Source organism: Tessaracoccus aquimaris (assembly GCF_001997345.1).
In the GTDB taxonomy this organism is placed as follows: domain Bacteria; phylum Actinomycetota; class Actinomycetes; order Propionibacteriales; family Propionibacteriaceae; genus Arachnia; species Arachnia aquimaris.
The window spans coordinates 3,012,212-3,029,811 of record NZ_CP019606.1 but is presented as its reverse complement, the minus strand read 5'-3'; the positions used below and the strand labels follow the sequence as shown (position 1 = coordinate 3,029,811).

General features: G+C 70.9%; 17 protein-coding genes and 2 pseudogenes. 10 read left to right on the top strand and 9 right to left on the bottom strand.

The window, feature by feature from the left end; genetic code table 11:
• The 4 genes and pseudogenes from BW730_RS13865 to BW730_RS13850 all read left to right on the top strand — a co-directional run bounded on the left by BW730_RS13865 (position 1) and on the right by BW730_RS13850 (position 4,064).
• Positions 1-1,445: pseudogene (locus BW730_RS13865) on the top strand (aldehyde dehydrogenase family protein).
• Positions 1,442-2,194, top strand: coding sequence for a creatininase family protein (locus BW730_RS13860; protein ID WP_158522672.1), 753 nt, complete (start codon positions 1,442-1,444; stop codon positions 2,192-2,194). Before BW730_RS13865 ends, BW730_RS13860 begins: the two are co-directional and overlap by 4 nt.
• A gap of 15 nt (positions 2,195-2,209) precedes the next feature.
• Positions 2,210-3,043, top strand: coding sequence for an IclR family transcriptional regulator (locus BW730_RS13855; protein WP_077686773.1), 834 nt, complete (start codon positions 2,210-2,212; stop codon positions 3,041-3,043).
• Between the two features lie 7 nt (positions 3,044-3,050).
• Positions 3,051-4,064: a Gfo/Idh/MocA family protein gene (locus BW730_RS13850; protein ID WP_077686772.1), complete on the top strand. Its 1,014-nt coding sequence runs from the start codon at positions 3,051-3,053 to the stop codon at positions 4,062-4,064.
• Here the strand turns inward: BW730_RS13850 and BW730_RS13845 are convergent.
• From BW730_RS13845 to BW730_RS13835, 3 genes are read right to left on the bottom strand one after another with little or no spacing between them, the layout of a single operon-like run.
• A complete protein-coding gene (locus BW730_RS13845; RefSeq protein WP_077686771.1) occupies positions 4,057-4,803 on the bottom strand; it encodes an MBL fold metallo-hydrolase in 747 nt (248 codons plus the stop codon). The genes BW730_RS13850 and BW730_RS13845 overlap by 8 nt on opposite strands.
• Entirely contained in the window at positions 4,800-5,501 is a 702-nt protein-coding gene (locus BW730_RS13840; RefSeq protein WP_077686770.1) for a GntR family transcriptional regulator, read from the bottom strand. The genes BW730_RS13845 and BW730_RS13840 overlap by 4 nt, the downstream gene beginning before the upstream one ends.
• Positions 5,502-5,505: 4 nt before the next feature.
• Complete coding sequence (locus tag BW730_RS13835) at positions 5,506-6,690, bottom strand: M20 family metallopeptidase (RefSeq protein ID WP_077686769.1); 1,185 nt, start codon at positions 6,688-6,690, stop codon at positions 5,506-5,508.
• A gap of 146 nt (positions 6,691-6,836) precedes the next feature.
• Between BW730_RS13835 and BW730_RS13830 the strand changes: the two genes are divergently transcribed.
• Positions 6,837-7,952 carry a pyridoxal-phosphate dependent enzyme gene (locus tag BW730_RS13830; protein ID WP_145952882.1) on the top strand — a complete coding sequence of 372 codons (1,116 nt, stop codon included), beginning with the start codon at positions 6,837-6,839 and terminating at the stop codon, positions 7,950-7,952.
• Between the two features lie 7 nt (positions 7,953-7,959).
• Here the strand turns inward: BW730_RS13830 and BW730_RS13825 are convergent, their stop codons facing one another.
• From BW730_RS13825 to BW730_RS13810, 4 genes are all read right to left on the bottom strand, one after another.
• A complete protein-coding gene (locus BW730_RS13825) occupies positions 7,960-8,325 on the bottom strand; it encodes an MGMT family protein (RefSeq protein ID WP_077686767.1) in 366 nt (121 codons plus the stop codon).
• Positions 8,322-9,077, bottom strand: a complete 756-nt coding sequence (locus tag BW730_RS13820) for an SIR2 family NAD-dependent protein deacylase (RefSeq protein ID WP_077686766.1) — start codon at positions 9,075-9,077, stop codon at positions 8,322-8,324. The genes BW730_RS13825 and BW730_RS13820 overlap by 4 nt, the downstream gene beginning before the upstream one ends.
• Positions 9,078-9,198: 121 nt before the next feature.
• Positions 9,199-10,311, bottom strand: a complete 1,113-nt coding sequence (locus tag BW730_RS13815) for an IS30 family transposase (RefSeq protein ID WP_226996699.1) — start codon at positions 10,309-10,311, stop codon at positions 9,199-9,201.
• 242 nt (positions 10,312-10,553) lie between these two features.
• Entirely contained in the window at positions 10,554-11,543 is a 990-nt protein-coding gene (locus BW730_RS13810; protein WP_077686765.1) for a cation diffusion facilitator family transporter, read from the bottom strand.
• A 128-nt stretch (positions 11,544-11,671) separates the two neighbouring features.
• On the opposite strand from BW730_RS13810, the gene BW730_RS13805 reads away from it, so the two are divergent.
• From BW730_RS13805 to BW730_RS13790, 4 genes and pseudogenes are all read left to right on the top strand, one after another.
• Positions 11,672-11,962, top strand: a complete 291-nt coding sequence (locus tag BW730_RS13805) for a FeoA family protein (RefSeq protein ID WP_077686764.1) — start codon at positions 11,672-11,674, stop codon at positions 11,960-11,962.
• A pseudogene (gene feoB, locus BW730_RS13800) lies at positions 11,959-13,889 on the top strand (ferrous iron transporter B). The gene BW730_RS13805 and the pseudogene feoB overlap by 4 nt, the downstream one beginning before the upstream one ends.
• A complete protein-coding gene (locus tag BW730_RS13795; protein WP_158522671.1) occupies positions 13,886-14,452 on the top strand; it encodes a NifU family protein in 567 nt (188 codons plus the stop codon). The pseudogene feoB and the gene BW730_RS13795 overlap by 4 nt, the downstream one beginning before the upstream one ends.
• A 46-nt stretch (positions 14,453-14,498) precedes the next feature.
• On the top strand, positions 14,499-14,771 hold the full coding sequence (locus BW730_RS13790; protein ID WP_077686762.1) for a hypothetical protein: 273 nt from the start codon (positions 14,499-14,501) through the stop codon (positions 14,769-14,771).
• Positions 14,772-14,785: 14 nt separating this feature from the next.
• Here BW730_RS13790 and BW730_RS13785 read toward each other — a convergent pair whose 3' ends face one another.
• Positions 14,786-16,006 (bottom strand): MFS transporter, encoded by a 1,221-nt coding sequence (locus BW730_RS13785; RefSeq protein WP_077686761.1) that lies wholly within the window; start codon positions 16,004-16,006, stop codon positions 14,786-14,788.
• Positions 16,007-16,047: 41 nt separating this feature from the next.
• The gene (locus BW730_RS13780) at positions 16,048-16,236 is read right to left on the bottom strand and encodes a DUF6767 domain-containing protein (protein WP_077686760.1); all 189 of its coding nucleotides are present in this window, start codon (positions 16,234-16,236) and stop codon (positions 16,048-16,050) included.
• 101 nt (positions 16,237-16,337) lie between these two features.
• Between BW730_RS13780 and BW730_RS13775 the strand changes: the two genes are divergently transcribed.
• The gene (locus BW730_RS13775; protein WP_077686759.1) at positions 16,338-17,600 is read left to right on the top strand and encodes a YibE/F family protein; all 1,263 of its coding nucleotides are present in this window, start codon (positions 16,338-16,340) and stop codon (positions 17,598-17,600) included.

Below are 17,600 nucleotides of genomic sequence, written 5' to 3'. Positions count from 1 at the left end.
ATGACCCTCCACCACCCCCAGATGCTGATCGCGGGCCGGCAGCACTCGCCGCGCCGCGAGACCAGGACCTACACCTCACCGTCCAAGGGCGACGCCGTCTCGGAGATCCTGCTCGGCACCCCGGAGGACGTCGACCTCGCCGTCGCCGCAGCGCGCGCCGCACTTCCCGCGGTCGCCGCCCTGACGCTGGACGAGCGCGGCGACCTGCTGCGCGCCACCGCGGCGTCGATCCGGGCGCACGCGTCCGAGTTCGCCGACCTGCTGGCGCTGGAACACGGCAAGACCTACCACGGCGACGCGCCCGGCGAGGTCGAGGCGAGCGCGGCGGCCCTCGAGGCAGCAGGAGGGCAGGCGCGCTGGCTGACCGAGGCGCACTACCCCCTGTCGACGCCGGGCAAGCGGCTCCTCACCGTCCGCCGGCCGCGCGGCGTCTACGGCATCCTCACGCCGTGGAACTTCCCGCTCGGGATCGCGACGCAGTACTACTTCGGGCCGGGCCTTGCGGCGGGCAACACCATGGTGTGGGTCGGGGCGCCGTCGGTGAACTCGACGCACGCTCTGCTCGCCCAGATCATCGCGGGCCTGTGGCCGGCAGGCGCGCTGAACTTCATCACGGGAGACGGGCCGGTCGTCGGGCAGGCGCTCGCCTCGCACCCGGGTGTCGACGCCGTCGGCTTCACCGGCTCCACCCCGGTCGGCAACGCGGTGCAGATCGCCGCCGTCGGCAAGCCGAGCTTCCTCGAACTCGGCGGCAACGGGCCGACCATCGTGCTGGCCGACGCCGACATCGAGCGAGCGGCCGAGAAGATCGCGACGGGTAGCTTCACCAACGCCGGACAGATCTGCACCGCCTCGGGCCGGATCCTCGTGCACGGCTCGATCGCCGCACAACTCGCGGAGGCCATCGCCGAACAGTCGAAGCGGTTCGTGCTCGGCGACCCGTTCGACGCCGCCACAACCATGGGCCCCGTGCACCGCTCCGAACTCGCCGAGACGGTGCTCGGGCAGGTGAGCCGCGCCGTCGAATCGGGCGCCCGGGTCGTCATCGGCGGCGAGCGACTGCAGGGCGCGCCCACCTCCAACTACGTGCTGCCGACCGTCGTCGACGACGTCCCAGCCGACTCGGACCTGCACCGCGCCGAGACCTTCGGCCCCGTCGCCCCGCTCGTGCACTTCGACACCGACGACGAGCTGGGCAGCCTGCTCAGCGCCAGCCGGTTCGGGCTCCACTCCGGCATCTTCTCCCGCGACGTCGAGAAGGCGTTGACGCTGGGGAGAGCCTGCGCGTCGGACACGTCAACATCAACGACACCAGCGCCTACTGGGAGCCCTCGATCCCGGCGGGCGGCGCCGCGGGGGCCGCAAGCGGCATCGGACGATCCGGAGGGCCCTGGTCGGTGATGGAGATGACGGAGATCCAGACCTTCAGCCTGGAACTGCGGTGAACCAACCCCGGATCAGGCTCGCCGAACTCACCACGGACGAGGCGGCCGAGCGTCGCGGAGCCGTGGTGGTCGTGCCGGTCGGGGCCGTGGAGCAACACGGCCCCCACCTGCCGCTCGGCACCGACATCCGGATCGCCGCCGGCGTCGCGGAGGCCGCCGTGTTGCGGGTCGAGGGCACCCTGCTGCTCGACCCGCTTCCGATCGGCTGTTCGGAGCATCACCGCAGCTTCCCCGGCACCGTGTCGCTGCGGGTCCGCACGTTCATGGACCTCGTCGCCGACGTCGCCGGGAGCCTCGCGGCCGACGGCTTCGTCCCTGTGTTCGTCAACGGCCACGGCGGCAACCGCGGCCCACTGAACGCCGCGCTGCAGGAACTGCTGGAGCGGGGCGTGGGTGCCTGGGCCGTCACGTATTTCGAGCGGATCGGCGACGAGGCGCGCCAGGCGTTCCCGGCCGACAGCATGGGCCACGCCTGCGCGTTGGAGACCTCCATCTCGCTGTCGCTGTGGCCCGACCTCGTCAGAGGGGACCGGATCCCGGCGCGGCCAGGCGCACCCGCCTATCCCGACCCGTCGCTCTTCAGCACCGCGGGCGTCGTGAGGCACCGGCGCTTCGAGGAGTTCGGCCCCGACGGGATCGTTGGCGACCCCCGGCTCGCAGACGAGGCGAAGGGAGCGGGTATCTTCAGTGCAGCCGTAGAACGGGTGGCCCAGACCCTGCGCCGTATCGTAGGAACAAGGGCCGACTAGCACCGGAGGATCGCCATGCAGGACGCGCCAGACACCGAGGTCAAGGCAGGCCGACGAGGACCGGAGGGCCTGCGGGCGCTCGACAGGGCGACGAGCATCCTGTACACGCTCGCCGCCCACCCCGACGGCATGTCGCTGGCCGACCTGTCGAGGGAGACGGGCCTGACGATGCCGACCGTGCACCGGATGCTCGCCGCGCTGCGGACCAAGGAACTCGTCCGGGAGACCAGCGGCGGCCTGCACGCGCTGGGGCTCGGCACCCTGGTGCTCGCGGGCGCCTTCCTCGACGGCGTCGAACTGCGACGCGAGGCCACGGCACACCTGGCGTCGCTGAACGCCTCCACCAACGAGACGGTGCACCTCGGCACCCTCGCCTCGCCCCACATGGTCTACATCGACAAGATCGACAGCAGCCATCCCGTGCGGATGTTCTCGCAGGTGGGCGCGGTGATGCCTGCCGTGCGCACCGCGATGGGCAAGGCGATCCTTGCGAACTCCTCCGACGAGACGGTCGAGCGGGTGCTCGAGGACAGCGTCCGGCAACTGGGCTCGGGCCTCGACGCCGACCAGTTCCGCGAGGAGTTGGGGCGCGACAGGGAGCGTGGCTACAGCACCGATCTCGAGGAGAACGAGCGGGGCATCTGCTGCGTCGGAGCGCCGATCTTCGACAGCACCGGAAGGGCGGTGGCGGCGATCAGCGTCTCCACCCCGACCGAACGATTCGATTTTGAGCGCATCGACGCGCTGGGGGCGGCCGTGCGCGGCGCGGCACAGGAGATCTCCCGAGGCCTCGGCCACCTGACGGCCGACGAGGCCCGCCGGATCCGTGACATAGCAGTCAGAGAGTAGGTCGACGATGGGGCTGCGGGTGGTGATCGCCGGGGCTGGGCGGTTCGGGACCTTGCACGCGCGGGTGTGGCGAGAGGGAGGGGCCGAGATCGTCGGGGTGGTTGACCTCGACCCCGAGCGTGCCGCGACCCTCGCGGCCGGGGCCGTCTCCGGCGACGACCTGGCGGGCCTGCTTGCGCGGGTGCCAGCCGACGCCGTCGTGGTCGCGACCGACGAGCCATCGCACGCCCCGCTCGCGCTCCAGGCGCTCGCCGCCGGCTGCCACGTCCTCGTCGAGAAGCCATTCGCCGTCAGCGCAGCAGAGGCCGCAGGCCTTGCCTCCGCAGCGGAGGACGCCAGCCGCGAGATCGTGGCGGGCCACATCTCCCGTTTCGCCGCCCCGTACCGGCAACTGCGGACCTCGATCGCCGACGGCCGGGTGGGCGACCTGTGGTCGCTGCGACTGCGCCGCGACTTCTCCCGCGAGTGGTACGCGTCCTTCGGCGGCAGGGTCGATCCGGTGTGGGAGTCGTGCATCCACGACCTCGACATCGCCATCTCGATCCTCAGGCAGCCTGCGCGGCGCGTCTACGCCGCCCGTAGCGCCGCCGCCGGATCGGCGGCACCCTCGGTCGCGAGCGCCCTGATCGAGTTCACCGGGGGCGTCCTCGTCACCGTCGAGACGGCCTGGACCATCCCGCCGGGCGCACCCCAGACCGAGTCCGGGGCCCTCGAACTGCCCGGTGCGATCGTCGCCGAGGCCGAGGCGCACGGGTCGGCCGGGGTCGCCCGGCAACGGCTGCTGAGCGACGGCTTCACGCTGTGGAACGACGCCTCCTGGTCGCCCAACCCGTTCCTGTGGCCGCTCGTCGACGGCCGGGTCGGCGGGGCGATCCGCGCCGAGGTCGACTACGCGACCGACGTGTTCGCGGGCCGCCGCCCGAACGACCTGATGCCGATGTGGGAGGCCGTGTGGGGCATCGACCTCGCGGAGGCGATGACCGCCTCGCTGGCCACCGGCGCCCCCGTCGACCTCAACTGATGAAGTTCGGGGGAAGGCGCAGTCGGCCGAAGGCGTCCGCGGCCGACCGCAGCGACGCGCGGCAGCGGTCCGCATCCAGTTCGACGGGACCGTGCCCCGGGAAGATCGCGTCGACTGGGCGCTCGGCGAGTCGGGCGACGGTGTCGGCGTAGTCGCTCAGCCTGCAGTCGGGCAGCGGTTGGACGCTGACGGTGCCGCCGGGGAACACCACGTCGCCGGTGAACAGCGACACCCCGCCCGGTTCGTGCAACTCGACGACGATGTGCCCGTCGCAGTGGCCGGGCGCGGGCCGCACGTCGAACAGCAATGAGCCGACGCCGACAGGGCCGTGCACCGCGCGCGCCGACGGGCAGGCGACGAGGCGGTAGTCGTCCGGGTAGACGCCCGCCCGACGCGCCCTCGCCAGTGATGTCGCCTCCTCGTCGGCGGCAAGCAGGGCGGCGACGGTGCGCTCGCTGCCGAGCACGGAGAACAGTGCGCCTGCCGCCCGCTGAGCCCCTCCGGCGTGGTCGGCGTGGTAGTGCGTGATGAGCACCGCCTCGACCGCGCGGAGGTCTCCGGTCACCTCGACGATGTTGTCGAGCCAACGCCTCGCCCCGCGTCCCGTGCCCGCGTCGATCAGCATCCCGCACCTACCGTCCCAGACGAGGTAGAGGTTGGCGTCGTACCCGTCGGTGGCGGCGGGGCCGTCGGCGCCGCCGACCTGCCAGACGGTGGGGGTGAGGCGGACGGCGGTCACGGCGTTGGCCGGTTGATGGTGCCGAGGACCTGATAGCGGTCGGCGCGGTAGGAGGAGTCGGCCAGTTGCACGAGGCGGCCCTTGCCGTCGGCGAAGAGGTGGCGGATGTTGAGGATCGCGTCCTGCGGGGGGACGCGGAGGATCCGCGCCTCGCGGTCGCTGGCGAGCGTCGCCCTGATCCGGCGCTCCGCGGTCATGGGTCGTGCGTCGTTGGCGGCAAGCGCCTCGTGCAGCGAGCGCTCGCCCGCCTCGATGAGCCCGTCGGCGAGGCGCTCGGGGATCTGGGACACCTCCACGCAGATCGGCTCGCCGTCGGCCAGTCGCAGTCTCTCCATCCACAACACCCGCTCGTTCCGCGAGAGTTGCAGCGCGCGGACCGCGTCGTCGTCCGGTCGCACGAACTCGACCCCGAGCAGGCGGGTGCTCGGCTCGAGGCCCTTGACCCGCATCTCCTCCGTGAAGGAGGTCAGCGAGTTTCCCTTCGCGATCACGCCGTGCCGCACGAAGGTGCCCTTTCCCAGCACGCGGAGCACCAGGCCGTCGTCCTGGAGCAGGTTCAGCGCCTGCCTGACGGTCATGAGGCTGACGTCGAACTCCGCAGCGAGGGTGCGTTCCGATGGCAGCCGCTCGCCCTCCGGCGAGGCCCGGTATCTCTTGCGGAGCGTCGTTGCTATCCGCTGGTACTTGGGTGCGATCACCAGGTCACTCTAGATCGTGGCGATACTCGCGCAGCAGGTGCTCGTACAGACGGGTCGCGTCGTCCAGGTGGCCGACGCCGACCTTCTCGTTGGCGCCGTGCGCGACGCTCAGCCAGCCGGGTCCGAGGCTCACCACCGTCGGGATGGCGGCCTCGCCCATGAAGTAGGCCGCGTCCGTTCCACCGGGGTAGGCGGCGAACGGGAGTCGCCTGCCGAGCACCGCCCGCGCGGCCGCGGAGGCCGCCGTCACCGCCGGATGCTCCGGGTCGATCTCCGTGGCAGGCATCCAGCCGAGCGACCCCTCGGCGTACCGGATGGTGGCCCGCCCCTGCCCGCCGACGGTGCGCTCGACGAGGTCGGCGACGGCCGCGCGGACCTCGTCGCGCATCATGCCAGGCACTGTGCGGATCTCGACGCCGACGGTGCAGCGACCCGGCCAGACGCCGAAGCAGACGCCGCCGGAGATCAGCATCCCCGGGTTGACGGTGGCGACCGCGGGCGTCCTGCCGGGCCGGGCGACCGGAGGGTCGAATGCCTCGAACGCGCGCAGCACGTCCGCGGCCACCAGCATCGCGTTGCGGCCGAGTCGGGGTGAGAGCCCAGAGTGCCCCTGCGTCGTCTCGATGTCGATCTCGAAGCAGCAGATCCCGCGCGAGACGAGGAACATCGCCTCCCACGGGTCGTCGATGCCGCTGGGCTCCCCGATCACCAGGGCGTCGGGTCGCGCCCAGTCGGACGACCCGATCAGGGACTGCGCGCCCGCGTCGGAGCCCTGCTCCTCGTCGGCCGTGAGGATCACCGACACCTTGCCGAGCCCCCCGGAGGGCGCGGCGGTGAACCGCTCCAACGCGATCAGCATGGCCGCGACGGCGCCCTTCATGTCGGTCGCACCGAGCCCGTATGCGGTGTCGCCGTCCACGGTGAGGGTCAGCGGGGGCGTCGCCCACTGGCTGATCGCATCGCCGATCGGCTTGGTGTCGAGGTGGCCGGTGAGCCCGAGGTGGGGCCCGTTGCCCAGGTCGGCGGTGATCAGCACGTTCGGCCGTCCGGCCTCGAACTCCAGGCGGGTGGCGTCGAAGCCCCGGGTGGTCGCCCAGTCCTGGACGAAGGCTGCGATCTCCGCCTCTCCCGCGCCCGGGTTCTGCGAATCGATGGCGACGAGTTGAGCGGTGAGGTCGAGGACGTCCATGGGGCTCCATTCGGGGGTGGCGGCGACACTGCCGCAATGTCAGAATTCTGTTCCAGAATCCGGCAAAGTGCGCTAGACCGCCACACCGTTTCGGAGGGTGCCATGGCCATCGACGACCCGCTAAGCACCACCAAAGGGGCCAGTCGGTGACGGCCGGACGCGCCTGGAGGGCCGTGTGCGGGCTGTGCGGCGTCCCCACCGATGGGCGTCGCTGTGCGACCTGTGGGGGCTGCGCCGTGCTCGACCTCGCGCCCCTGACCGCCGCGCCGTCGCCTGAGCGGGCGTCGGGGATCTGGCGGCACGCGGCCATGCTGCCCGCGACCACGACGAGGATCACGCTCGGCGAGGGCAATACCCCGAGCGTCGAATGGGGCGGTGCCCCGCGGCTGTGGCTGAAACTCGAGTCGATGAACCCCACCCTCTCTTTCAAGGACCGCGGCATGGCCCTGGCCGTCTCCGCCGCCGTCGACGCGGGCGCCGAGTCGCTGGTGGTCGCCTCCACGGGCAACGCCGCAGCCTCGGCCGCCGCCTACGCCGCCGCTGCGGGACTCGGCTGCCGGATCATCGTCGGAGACAGCCCGGGAGCAGCCGAGAAGGTGCGCGCCGCCGCCCGCTTCGGCGCCCGGGTCGCCCGGGTCGACGGCGACTACAGCGACGCCTACCGTCGCGCCGAGCAGGCGGAGGGGCCGGGGGTCGTCAACGTGACGACGACGTACCAGAACCCGATCACAGCGGAGGCCTACCGGGGCATCGCCGCGGAGTTGGTCGCCGACCTCGGTCACACCCCGGACCGTGTGGTGGTCCCGGTCGGAGCCGGGCCGCTGCTGAGGGGCATCGCGCAGGGTTTCGCCGACCTCGTCGCCGTCGGGGCCGCGCGGCGGGTGCCCGCCATGATCGCCGTCCAGTCCGCCGCGGTCGCCCCGTTGGCCGCGGCGTGGGCCGCGGGGGACACGCCCGAGCAGTGGGAGGGGGCGCTCGGGGCGGGTGGCCGCTGGTCGACGACAAGGGCGGGGGCCATCGCCGACGCCCTGCGCGGCTACGAGCGGCAGGGCCTCATCACGCTCGCGGCCGTCGCGGCGACCCGCGGGCGCGTCGTGACGGTCACGGACGAGCAGATCGCCGCCGCGGAGGCCGCGCTGTTCTCGGCCGGGATCTGGGTCGAGCCATCGGCCGCCGCCGCCCTATCGGCGGCTTCGCGGTTCGCCTCGACGAAGGTGTCCACCGTTGCGGTGCTCACCGGCCATGGCGCGAAGGCCGCCTGACGCGCTCCTAAGCGGGCTCGAGGCCGAGCGCGGCGATCGCGTCCTCGTAGCGCGCCGCGACCTCGTCCAGGTCGGCGCGGTGCTGCCGGATCCGGCAACCGCCCTCGCCCGCAGCGATGCCCTCCTCGGCCCAGTGCCGACGCGCCTCCTCCAGCAGGTGCGCAGGCAGTTGGCCGTCGCGGTTCGTGACGCGCCACCAGGCAACGCCGGAGCCGTACTGGCTCATCACGGAGCCGACGATCCGCGGGGTCGTCCCGACGATCCCGGCCACGTCGCCGTAGGAGACCACGCTGCCCGTCGGCACCTGTTCGACCGCCTGCAGGACGCGTTCTGCGAGGGTCTCGAAGGTGCCGGCGTGGCGTGGCGGGATCATGTCGACGAGCCGACCTCAAGGCCGAGAAGGCGGGGAAGTGTCTCGTCCAGGTCGCCCCTGATCACCTCGTCCGCCTCGTCGTCGTAGGCGGTGGGGGAGTCGTTGACGATCACCGTGTAGGCGCCCCGCTCCTTGGCGAGCGGGAACAGCGCCGCGACCGGGTACACGCTCAGCGTGGTGCCGACGGCGATGATGGCGTCGCAGTCCTCCGCGGCCTTCACCGAGGCCTCCAGCACGTCCGCGTCGAGGACCTCCTCGAAGAGGATGACGGTGGCGCGGGTGATGCCGCCGCAGTGCGGGCAGCGGGGGTCGTCCTCCCCGGCTTGGACCCGGGCGACCATCTCCTCCATGGGGCCGCCCTTGCCGCACATCTCGCAGCGCCAGGTGCGCATCGACCCGTGGATCTCGTGCACGAGGCGCGGCGATGACCCGGCGACCTGCTGCAGGCCGTCGGTGTTCTGCGTGATGACGGCCCGGAGGCGGCCCTGCCGCTCCAGTTCGACGATCGCCTCGTGGGCGGGCGTCGGCTTCGCGGCCCAGGCGGCCGGGTCGGCGCGGCGCTGCCATGCCGACTTCCGGACGTCCTCGTCGCGGAGGTACCAGGAGAGATTGGAGACGAGTTCGGCGAACGGGTCGCGCGTCCAGAGCCCGTTCGGCCCGCGGAAGTCGGGTATTCCGGCCGCCGTCGACAGTCCAGCGCCGCTCAGGATCACGATCCTGGTGGCATCGGCGAGAGATGTGACCTTGCCCATGGGACCAATCTAGTCAGCCTGCCCCAACCGCGCGGCGTGATGCAGGTGCCGGTGAGAGGGTCAGACCTTGAGCATGTTTGGTTACTCGTTGTCAGATCTGCCGCGAACTCCCGGGGCGGTTTCAAGTGGTCGACGCAACGTTGAGTATTTGTTGGAGTGTTTCAGCGGGGGTGGCGAAGTTCAAGACCTTGCGGGGTCTGTTGTTGAGGCTGGTCTCCATGTCGGCGATCTCTTGATCGGTCACGGTGGTGAAATCAGTGCCCTTCGGGAAGAAATCTCTGATGAGTCCGTTCCCGTTCTCGTTGGTGGGCCGCTGCCAGGGCGAGTGAGGATCACAGAAGAACACCCGGATACCGCTCGCGATCGTGAACTGAGCATGCCGGGCCATCTCGACTCCTTGGTCCCAGGTCAACGTCTTGAACGCCGCGGCGGGGAGCCGGTGGATCATCTCCTGCAGCCGGTCAGTGACGGTGACCGAGTCATGGGTATCGAGCCTGGAGATCAGCGTGAACCGTGAAGCGCGTTCGTTCAGGGTGATCAACGCCGAACGCGAGTCGCGGCCGATCACGAGGTCACCTTCCCAATGGCCAGGTACTGCCCGATCGAGGGCTTCGACTGGTCGGGCAGTGATGATCGTGTCAGGCCCGATCCAGGACCTGGACGACACCGGCGCGCCGACCAGTTTCGACTGCGGTTTGCGGCTCTTCCGGCCTGACCGGAGTGCCTTCTCCACGGTCAGTTCATGCCGGAGCGCGCCAGCCCCTTGAACGTAGAGCGCCTGATAGATCGTTTCGTGGCTCACCCACATATCCTGCCGGTCAGGGAACTGTCGTTTCAGTCGTCCAGCGATCTGTTCGGGAGAGTACCGCCCGCTCAAACCGGTGATCACCTCCCGGCGCAGTGGTGTCCCGGGACCAAGCTTCGAGGGTCGTGGTCGTCGAGCGGCAGCCTGCCTGGCGCGCTGGGCGGGTCTGGCCCGATACCGGCCAGGAACCCGTCGAACCTCACGCGACACCGTTGACCGATGCACCCCGAGCACGGCAGCAATCTTCGATTGGGACCAGCCGTCCCGGAGTCGGACCTCGATCACGACCCGAGCTTCCCGGGTCAAACACCCTCGCGGGTCGACCCAGTCAGCCTCCTCGATCTGAGGCTCGATCCGTTGCAGGGGACGTTTACGTCGATGCTCCGCCGCTCCTGGGACACCACCTAAACGGCCAACTTGGAAACTCATACCAGCGAGCTTGGCCCACCTCCGCACACTCGCGTGACCAATCCCGGTCTCCCGCGCTACCGCGAACCCAGACTCACCCCCAGCGATCCTGGCTAACACCATCTCCCGAACCACACCCGGATACGACACAACAACCCTCCAACCAAGTTGTTGCACCCACCACCTGAGCCCGCCCGGCGTGTCGCGCAACGAGACACCAAACATGCTCATCGCAGGGCCGTCACCAGGCCCAACCCCGCGGCTCAATCCCGCGGCTCGGGGTCCCGGTCGGGGTCCGCTTCGGCCAGGCCGGTCATGAGCGTCGAGGCCTTGCCGACCGGACCGTCGAAGGTGAGCGACGGTTCGTCGTCGACCGAGAGCGACAGCACCACCGCCTCGATCAGTTCGTGGTCCTCGATCTGGCGCTCGATGTCGCGCAGTCGACGGGCGACGTCGTGCTCGGCCTGATCGCCCGTCAGGTCGACCTCAGCGACCAGGAACAGGCGGTTCGGACCGACGTACTCGATGTGCAGGTACGTCACCCGCGAGACGCCGGGCGACGACAGCAGCGCGCGACCCGCGGCGTCGCGCAGTTCGGTGGAGATGGAGGTGCCGACGAGGAACGCAAGGTTGCGCTGGATCAGGACCACGGCGACGATGCCGAGCAGCACGCCGACGGCGATCGAGCCGATGGCGTCCCAGTAGGCGTATCCGGTCACCTGATGCAGAGCGATCGCGCCGCCCGCGAGGAGCAGGCCGACCAGGGCAGCGGCGTCCTCGAAGAAGACGGCGCGCAGCGTGGTGTCGGAGGTGCCGAGGACGTAGTCCCAGGTGCTGCGCCCGCGTCGCCTCGCGAGCTTGCGTGACTTGAGCAGGGCCTGCGTGAACGACGCCCCCTCCAGCACGAAGGCGATGCCGAGCACCAGGTAGGCGATGCCGGGGCTTTCCACGGGGGCGGGGTTGCGCAGTTCCGTGATGCCGTGGGTGATCGACACGATCGACCCGGCGGTGAAGATGCCGAACGCAGCGATCAGGCTCCACACGAAGGAACTGCGGCCGTACCCGAACGGATGCTTGGCGTCCTTCTTCCGTGCCCCCGCCCGGTCGGCGATCAGCAGGAAGATCTCGTTGCCAGCGTCGGCCCACGAGTGGGCGGCCTCGGCGACCATCGCCGCCGAGCCCGTGAGGAACGCGGCGATCGACTTGGCGATCGCCACCAGGATGTTCGCCACGAAGGCGATCACGACGGTCATGGGCACCCCTCTCCCCGCCAAGCGTAAACCCGTGTCACGCCCCGTTCCTGCACCTCGATGAGGCAAGCCTCACCAACTATCCGGACCCGGGGATCGGCATTTGGGGATGCGGTGTTAGCGTAATTCCCATGACCCTCGTCGAACGCTTCGCCGCCAGGCGCTGCACGACCGCGAAGGCACTCGCCGCGCAGTCGACCCGCACCCTGGACGTGCTGCCCGCGGGCGAGACCTCCGCCATCGTCGGGTTCGACTCCGACGACGTCGTTGCCAGGCGCCTGTTCGACCTCGGGTTCACGCCCGGCGAGACCGTCGAGAGGCTGCGCCGCGCCCCGCTTGGCGACCCCCTGATGTTCCGCGTCGGCGGCATCGAGATCGTGCTGCGTCGCGCGGAGGCACACCGCATCCTGGTCGCTGCATGACGCATCACCACCACGGAGCGCCCGCCGCGCCAAGCGTGCAGGGCGCCGCCCGGGTCGCGCTTGTTGGGTCGCCCAACGCGGGAAAGACCACGCTGTTCAACGGCCTGACCGGCCTGCGCGCCAAGACCGGCAACTATCCCGGTGTCACGGTCGCCCGCTACGAGGGCGCCGTCGAGACGACCGCTGGCCCCGTCGTCGTCGAGGACCTGCCAGGCACCTACTCGCTCGACCCGATCAGCCCCGACGAGCAGATCGTCGCCGCGGTGCTTGAGGAGGCCGACGAACTCTCCGGCGTGCTGCTGGTGGTCGACGCGACCAACCTGCGCCGCGGCCTCGGCCTCGTCACGCAGGTGCTGCAGGCCGGCCTTCCGACCGCCGTCGTGCTGACCTTCGTCGACGAACTGGTTCGGCGGGGCGGCCGGGTCGACCCGGAGGCGCTCGGCCGGGCGCTCGGGCTGAAAGTGCTTCCCGTCGTCGCGGGCGAACGGCGGGGCGTCGAGGCGCTTCGCGAGGTGCTGGCCGACCCGTCCGGCTGGGCCAAGCCGCCGTTCCCGCCCCCACCGAACCGGAGGACGTCGTCGGCTGGGCCCAGTCCGTCCTGAAGTCGGCCCACTACGCGCCGCCGGACCCCGACTCGCGCACCGGGAAACTCGACGCGATCCTGCTGCACCCCGTGCTCGGCAGCATCATCTTCTTCGTCACGATGTTCCTGTTCTTCCAGACGATCTTCGCGGTCGCCGCGCCGCTGCAGGGCTGGATCGAACAGGGCTTCGCCTGGCTCGGCGAGGTCGCCCGCGCCACCATCCCGATCGGCTGGCTCGCCAGTTTCGTGGCAGACGCGCTGATCGGCGGCGTCGGCGGCGTGCTGGTGTTCCTGCCACAGATCTCGCTGCTGTTCGTGCTGATCTCGCTGCTCGAGGGCAGCGGCTACCTCTCGCGGGCCGCCTACCTGATGGACCGCATCATGGCGACGGCGGGCCTGGAGGGTCGCGCGTTCGTGGCGCTGCTCAGCTCCCTGGCCTGTGCGATCCCCGGCATCATGGCGACCAGGACCCTTCCGTCCGCCAAGGACCGGTTGGCGACGATGATGGCCGCGCCGCTGATGACCTGCTCCGCGCGGCTTCCCGTCTACGTGCTGATGATCGGCATGCTGGTGCCGCCGGAACTCGGCTGGGGCCCGTTCCGTGCGCAGGGCGCCATCATGTTCGGCCTGTACCTGCTCGGCGCGGCCTCCGCGATGACGTCCGCGTGGTTCTTCAAGCGGATCGTCGGGCGCTCCGGCGTCGGGCTGCCGTTCTACATGGAGATGCCCTCATACCGGCTGCCGCGGCTGAAGACCGTCGCCATCTCGGTGTGGGACGCGTGCAAGGCGTTCCTGCGCAAGGTCACCTCGATCATCCTGCTCACCACCGTCGTCCTCTGGGCGCTGCTCAACCTCCCCGTCCGCGGCACCGCCGAACTCGTCGACGCCGGGATCGACCCGACCGACGACGTCGCCGTCACCGCCTACACGCTCGACCACTCGGCCGCAGCGTGGGTCGGGCACGCCGTCGAACCGGTCTTCGAGCCGCTCGGCTTCGACTGGCGCGTCAACATCGGCGTGCTCTCCTCGCTCGCCGCCCGCGAGGTGTTCGTCTCGACGCTCGGCCAGGTCGCCTCGGCGTCCGACCCGGAGAACCCGTCCTCCGCGCTGGCCGGGATGACCCACGACAGCGGCCCGCACAAGGGCGAGAAGGTCTTCACCCCGCCCACCATCGCCGCGCTGCTGGTGTTCTTCGTCTATGCGCTGCAGTGCATGTCGACGCTCGCCGTGATGCGCCGCGAGACCGGCACCTGGCGATGGCCCGCCATCGCGTTCACCTATCTCGGCGTGACGGCCTGGGTGATGGCCCTCCTCGCGCACACCGTCGTCGGAGCACTGACATGAAACGCACGCTGCACCCCCAAGCCGTCCCCGGCGAACCGCAGGCGATCCGCTGGGTCACCGACGTCGAGATTCCCGTCGGGCGCGTCGTCAAGGCGCCGGGCACCATCGGCCCGATGCTCGAATACGGCGTCCTCACCAAGGCCTTCGTGGAGCGCGGCGGCGTGTGGACGTGGCTCGACCCGTCGCAGACGTGGACCGAGCACGGCCCCCGGATCCGCGACGCGATCGGCCAGGCCGTCGACCTTGACGGTTGGGAGATCGAGGAGGGATCGGCCGAACTGCTCGGCCTGATCGCCCGCGAGGTGCTGGAGGGCGAGCTCAGCAGTTACGTCGCGTCGCACGGCGGCCACATCACCGTCTCCGACGCGACCCCCGACGTGCTGACCCTCGACTTCGGCGGCGCCTGCGAGGACTGCCCCGCCGCCGGGTCGACGCTGCACGACCGCATCGAGGCGACCGTCAAGCAGCGCTACCCGGGGCTGACCCGGGTCGAGCGACTCGAGGGCGGCCACCCGTCGACGTCTGGTTGGCTCGGACTACCCGTACCGGGTCGGGGTCGCTGACCCGCACCGCCGCACCGCGCCGCTGGGTGCGTGGGAGGATGGCTGCGTGTTCTCCGAAGTGCCGACCTGGGGTCGCTGGATCCTCGCGCTCGTCGGGGCGGCGCTCGGCGCGTTCCCCGGGATTCTGGTGCGGCTCGTCTCCGTGTCGCCCGACGCCGTCACCTCGGCGTGGTGGCTCAAACTGGCGGTCGCCGTCGTCCTGATCGTGGGCGGGTCGGCCCTTGTCGTGCGGTTCCTGAAGCACGCCGTCCCGCTGCTGCTCGGCGGGCTCGCCGCCGGGGCCGTCGCGACCCTCGTGCTCGGAGTGCTGGGCGGCTGACCTCGCGCCGCGCTTCAGCGGTCGAGTTGCCGGGCGACCAACGCGGCCGCGACCACCGCGGCGACCACGATCAGCGACACCAGGGCCAGCCCGCCGTAGCCGATCCAGCCGAGCAGCACGCCCGCGCCGATCGCGCCAGCCGCGCCCACCAGGCTCATCGTCAGGTCGCTGCGACCCTGCCGGGCGACGCGCATCTCCGGCGAGGACGACTCCGTCAGGAGCGCGGCCCCCGCAACCGTCGAGGCGCTCCAGCCGAGGCCGAGCAGCACCAGCGCGATGCCGACCGCGAGCACCGAGGCCTGCCCCGCGAAGGCGAGCAGCAGCGACGCGACCAGGATCGCCTGGCCGAGCAGGATCGTCGGGATGCGCCCCATCCGGTCCGACAGCACCCCGAACACCGGCGACAGCGCGTACATGCCCGCGATGTGCAGGCTGATGGTCAGCCCGACGACGGTGATCTCGGCACCGTGGTGCATCAAGTGGATCGGCGTCATCGCCATCACCGACACCATCACCGCGTGCGACCCCGCGACGGCGAGGATCGCGAACCTGGCCATCGCCGGATGGTCCCTGACGGTGCTCACGCTCGTGCCGCCGTCGCGGGCCACCCGCTGCGCAAGGACAAGCGGGTCGGGGCGCAGGAAGATCAGGTACATGGCGACGCCGAGTAGTTGGGCCGCGACGGTGAAGAGGTACGGGCCGGTCAGGCTCGGCATCCCGACGAGCCTGCCGAGGGCCTCGCCGGGGCCGACGAGGTTGGGGCCGAGCACCGCGCCGATCGTGGTGGCCCAGACGACCAGCGACAGGTCGCGGCTGCGGGTCGCGTCGGTAGCGAGGTCGCTCGCTGCGAAGCGCGACTGCAGGTTCGCGGCCTGCCCCGCCCCGATCAGCGCGAACGCGGCCAACAGCAGCGGGAACTGGTCGACGGCGCGCGCAAGCACGACGAGCGCGACCCCGACAAGCGCGATCAGCATTCCGGTGGCGAGCGCCGGGCGACGCCCGGACCGTCGAGCGAGCGCGGCCAGCGGGACGGCGAAGGCGGCGGTGCCGAGCGTCACGGCGGCGGTCGCGAGGCCGGAGAGGCCCTCGTCGCCGGAGACCTCCGCGGCCAGCAGCGCGCCGAGCGAGACGGTGGCCCCGAACGCGACGCCGCCCAGCACCTGGCCGAGCGACAGGACGAGGAGGGAGCGCCGCCGCACCGTCGCGACATAGGTGGGGTCAAGGGCGTGGGGCACCGCGTCAGCCTAGCCCGCGGCGGGGCGTCATCGACGCGGGTTCAGCGGCGTCGTGACGCGTTGAACGCCTCGCGTGCCTCGGGGTCGTCCATGATCAGGTAGACCAGCCCGCAGTCCTGCGGGCCGGTGACGCTCGCCTGGCAGAGGGTGCACGGCTCTCCGGGGCGCAGTGGGCACTTCGGATCGGGCGGGCGCCTGGTCGCCTTCTTGGCGGCGGGAGGGGCAGTCATGGCGCCCCCGACTTTACCCCTACATTCTGTAGTAACCAATCGTCTTCGCCACCCGAGGCTCGGCATGGGCGAGTCGCACGGCTCGACTGTAGGTTGTCGGCATGGGTCACGGACATTCGCACGGAAGCCATGGCGTCGTCGAGGTCGGGCAGCGCGCGCGGACGTACCTGATCGGGTTGCTCGCGGTGTTCGCCGTGTTCGCGGTCGCGGGCATGATCTGGCTGTGGCCGAGCGGCGCCGAGATGGATGGCGCCCTCACCAAGGTCGTCGACGCCCCGGGGGTCAGTTACGCCGACGCCACCATCACCAGCGTGACGGAGGGCTGCGAGTCCTCCATCGAGACACCGTCGGGCACCGCGGCCTGCCTGACGGTTGCCATCGACATCGCCTCCGGCCCCGACGCCGGCACCCAGAACACCGTCGAGTTGACCGGCGCCAACGTGCACAACGGCCTCCAGGCGGGGGACCGGATCGAGGTCGCCCGAGTCGACACCGCGGACGGCGTCCACTACTCGTTCAGCGGCGTGAACCGGTTGCCCGTCCTCATCACGCTGGCCGTGCTCTTCGTCGTCGCGGTGCTCGCCGTCGCGCGGTTGCGCGGCCTGATGGCGATGGTCGGCCTGGGGGTCGCGGCCTGGGTGCTGATCGGCTTCATGCTGCCCGCCGTCATCGTCGGCAAACCAGGCATGGCCGTCGCCCTCGCGGGCTCGACGGCCATCATGTTCATCGTCCTCTACGTGGCGCACGGCATCTCGATGCGCACCTCCGCTGCACTGGCGGGCACGCTGATCGGGCTCGCCGTCACGACCGCGCTCGGCGCGCTGGCCGTGCACGCGGCCAGGCTGTCCGGGTTCGCCGACGAGAACGAGTACGACCTCGCCCAACTCGCGCCCGCCATCAACTTCCAGGACCTGCTGATGGTCGGCATCATCATCGGCGGCCTCGGCGTCCTCAACGACGTCACCATCACGCAGGCCTCCGCCGTCTGGGAACTGCGCGCCGCCGCCCCCGAATGGACCCGCAGCAAGGTCTTCGCCGCGGGCATGAGGATCGGCCGCGACCACATCGCCTCCACGATCTACACCATCGTGTTCGCCTACGCGGGCGCCGCCCTGACGGTGCTTCTGATGCTGTTCTTCACCGCCCGCGAGCCCCTTGCGTTGTTCACCATGGAGATGTTCGCCGGGGAGGGTGTGCGCACCTTCGCCTCGGCCATCGGGCTGATCCTGTCCGTGCCGATCACCACCGGCATCGCGGCCATGACGGTCGGCCCCGCCAAGGTGCTGGCCACCGGCCCGAAGCACGGCGACGACGACGAGGGCGTAGACGCCGCGGAAGGGGCCGCTCCGGTCGAGCCGGCTTGA

What these genes read in the sequence shown, in the direction of transcription:
- BW730_RS13835 (WP_077686769.1), bottom strand. Translation starts at nt 6,690, where the DNA reads ATGGACGTCCTCGACCTCACCGCTCAACTCGTCGCCATCGATTCGCAG.
- BW730_RS13805 (WP_077686764.1), top strand. Translation starts at nt 11,672, where the DNA reads ATGACCCTCGTCGAACGCTTCGCCGCCAGGCGCTGCACGACCGCGAAG.
- BW730_RS13825 (WP_077686767.1), bottom strand. Translation starts at nt 8,325, where the DNA reads ATGATCCCGCCACGCCACGCCGGCACCTTCGAGACCCTCGCAGAACGC.
- BW730_RS13820 (WP_077686766.1), bottom strand. Translation starts at nt 9,077, where the DNA reads ATGGGCAAGGTCACATCTCTCGCCGATGCCACCAGGATCGTGATCCTG.
- BW730_RS13850 (WP_077686772.1), top strand. Translation starts at nt 3,051, where the DNA reads ATGGGGCTGCGGGTGGTGATCGCCGGGGCTGGGCGGTTCGGGACCTTG.
- BW730_RS13815 (WP_226996699.1), bottom strand. Translation starts at nt 10,311, where the DNA reads ATGAGTTTCCAAGTTGGCCGTTTAGGTGGTGTCCCAGGAGCGGCGGAG.
- BW730_RS13855 (WP_077686773.1), top strand. Translation starts at nt 2,210, where the DNA reads ATGCAGGACGCGCCAGACACCGAGGTCAAGGCAGGCCGACGAGGACCG.
- BW730_RS13780 (WP_077686760.1), bottom strand. Translation starts at nt 16,236, where the DNA reads ATGACTGCCCCTCCCGCCGCCAAGAAGGCGACCAGGCGCCCGCCCGAT.
- BW730_RS13775 (WP_077686759.1), top strand. Translation starts at nt 16,338, where the DNA reads ATGGGTCACGGACATTCGCACGGAAGCCATGGCGTCGTCGAGGTCGGG.
- BW730_RS13795 (WP_158522671.1), top strand. Translation starts at nt 13,886, where the DNA reads ATGAAACGCACGCTGCACCCCCAAGCCGTCCCCGGCGAACCGCAGGCG.
- BW730_RS13810 (WP_077686765.1), bottom strand. Translation starts at nt 11,543, where the DNA reads ATGACCGTCGTGATCGCCTTCGTGGCGAACATCCTGGTGGCGATCGCC.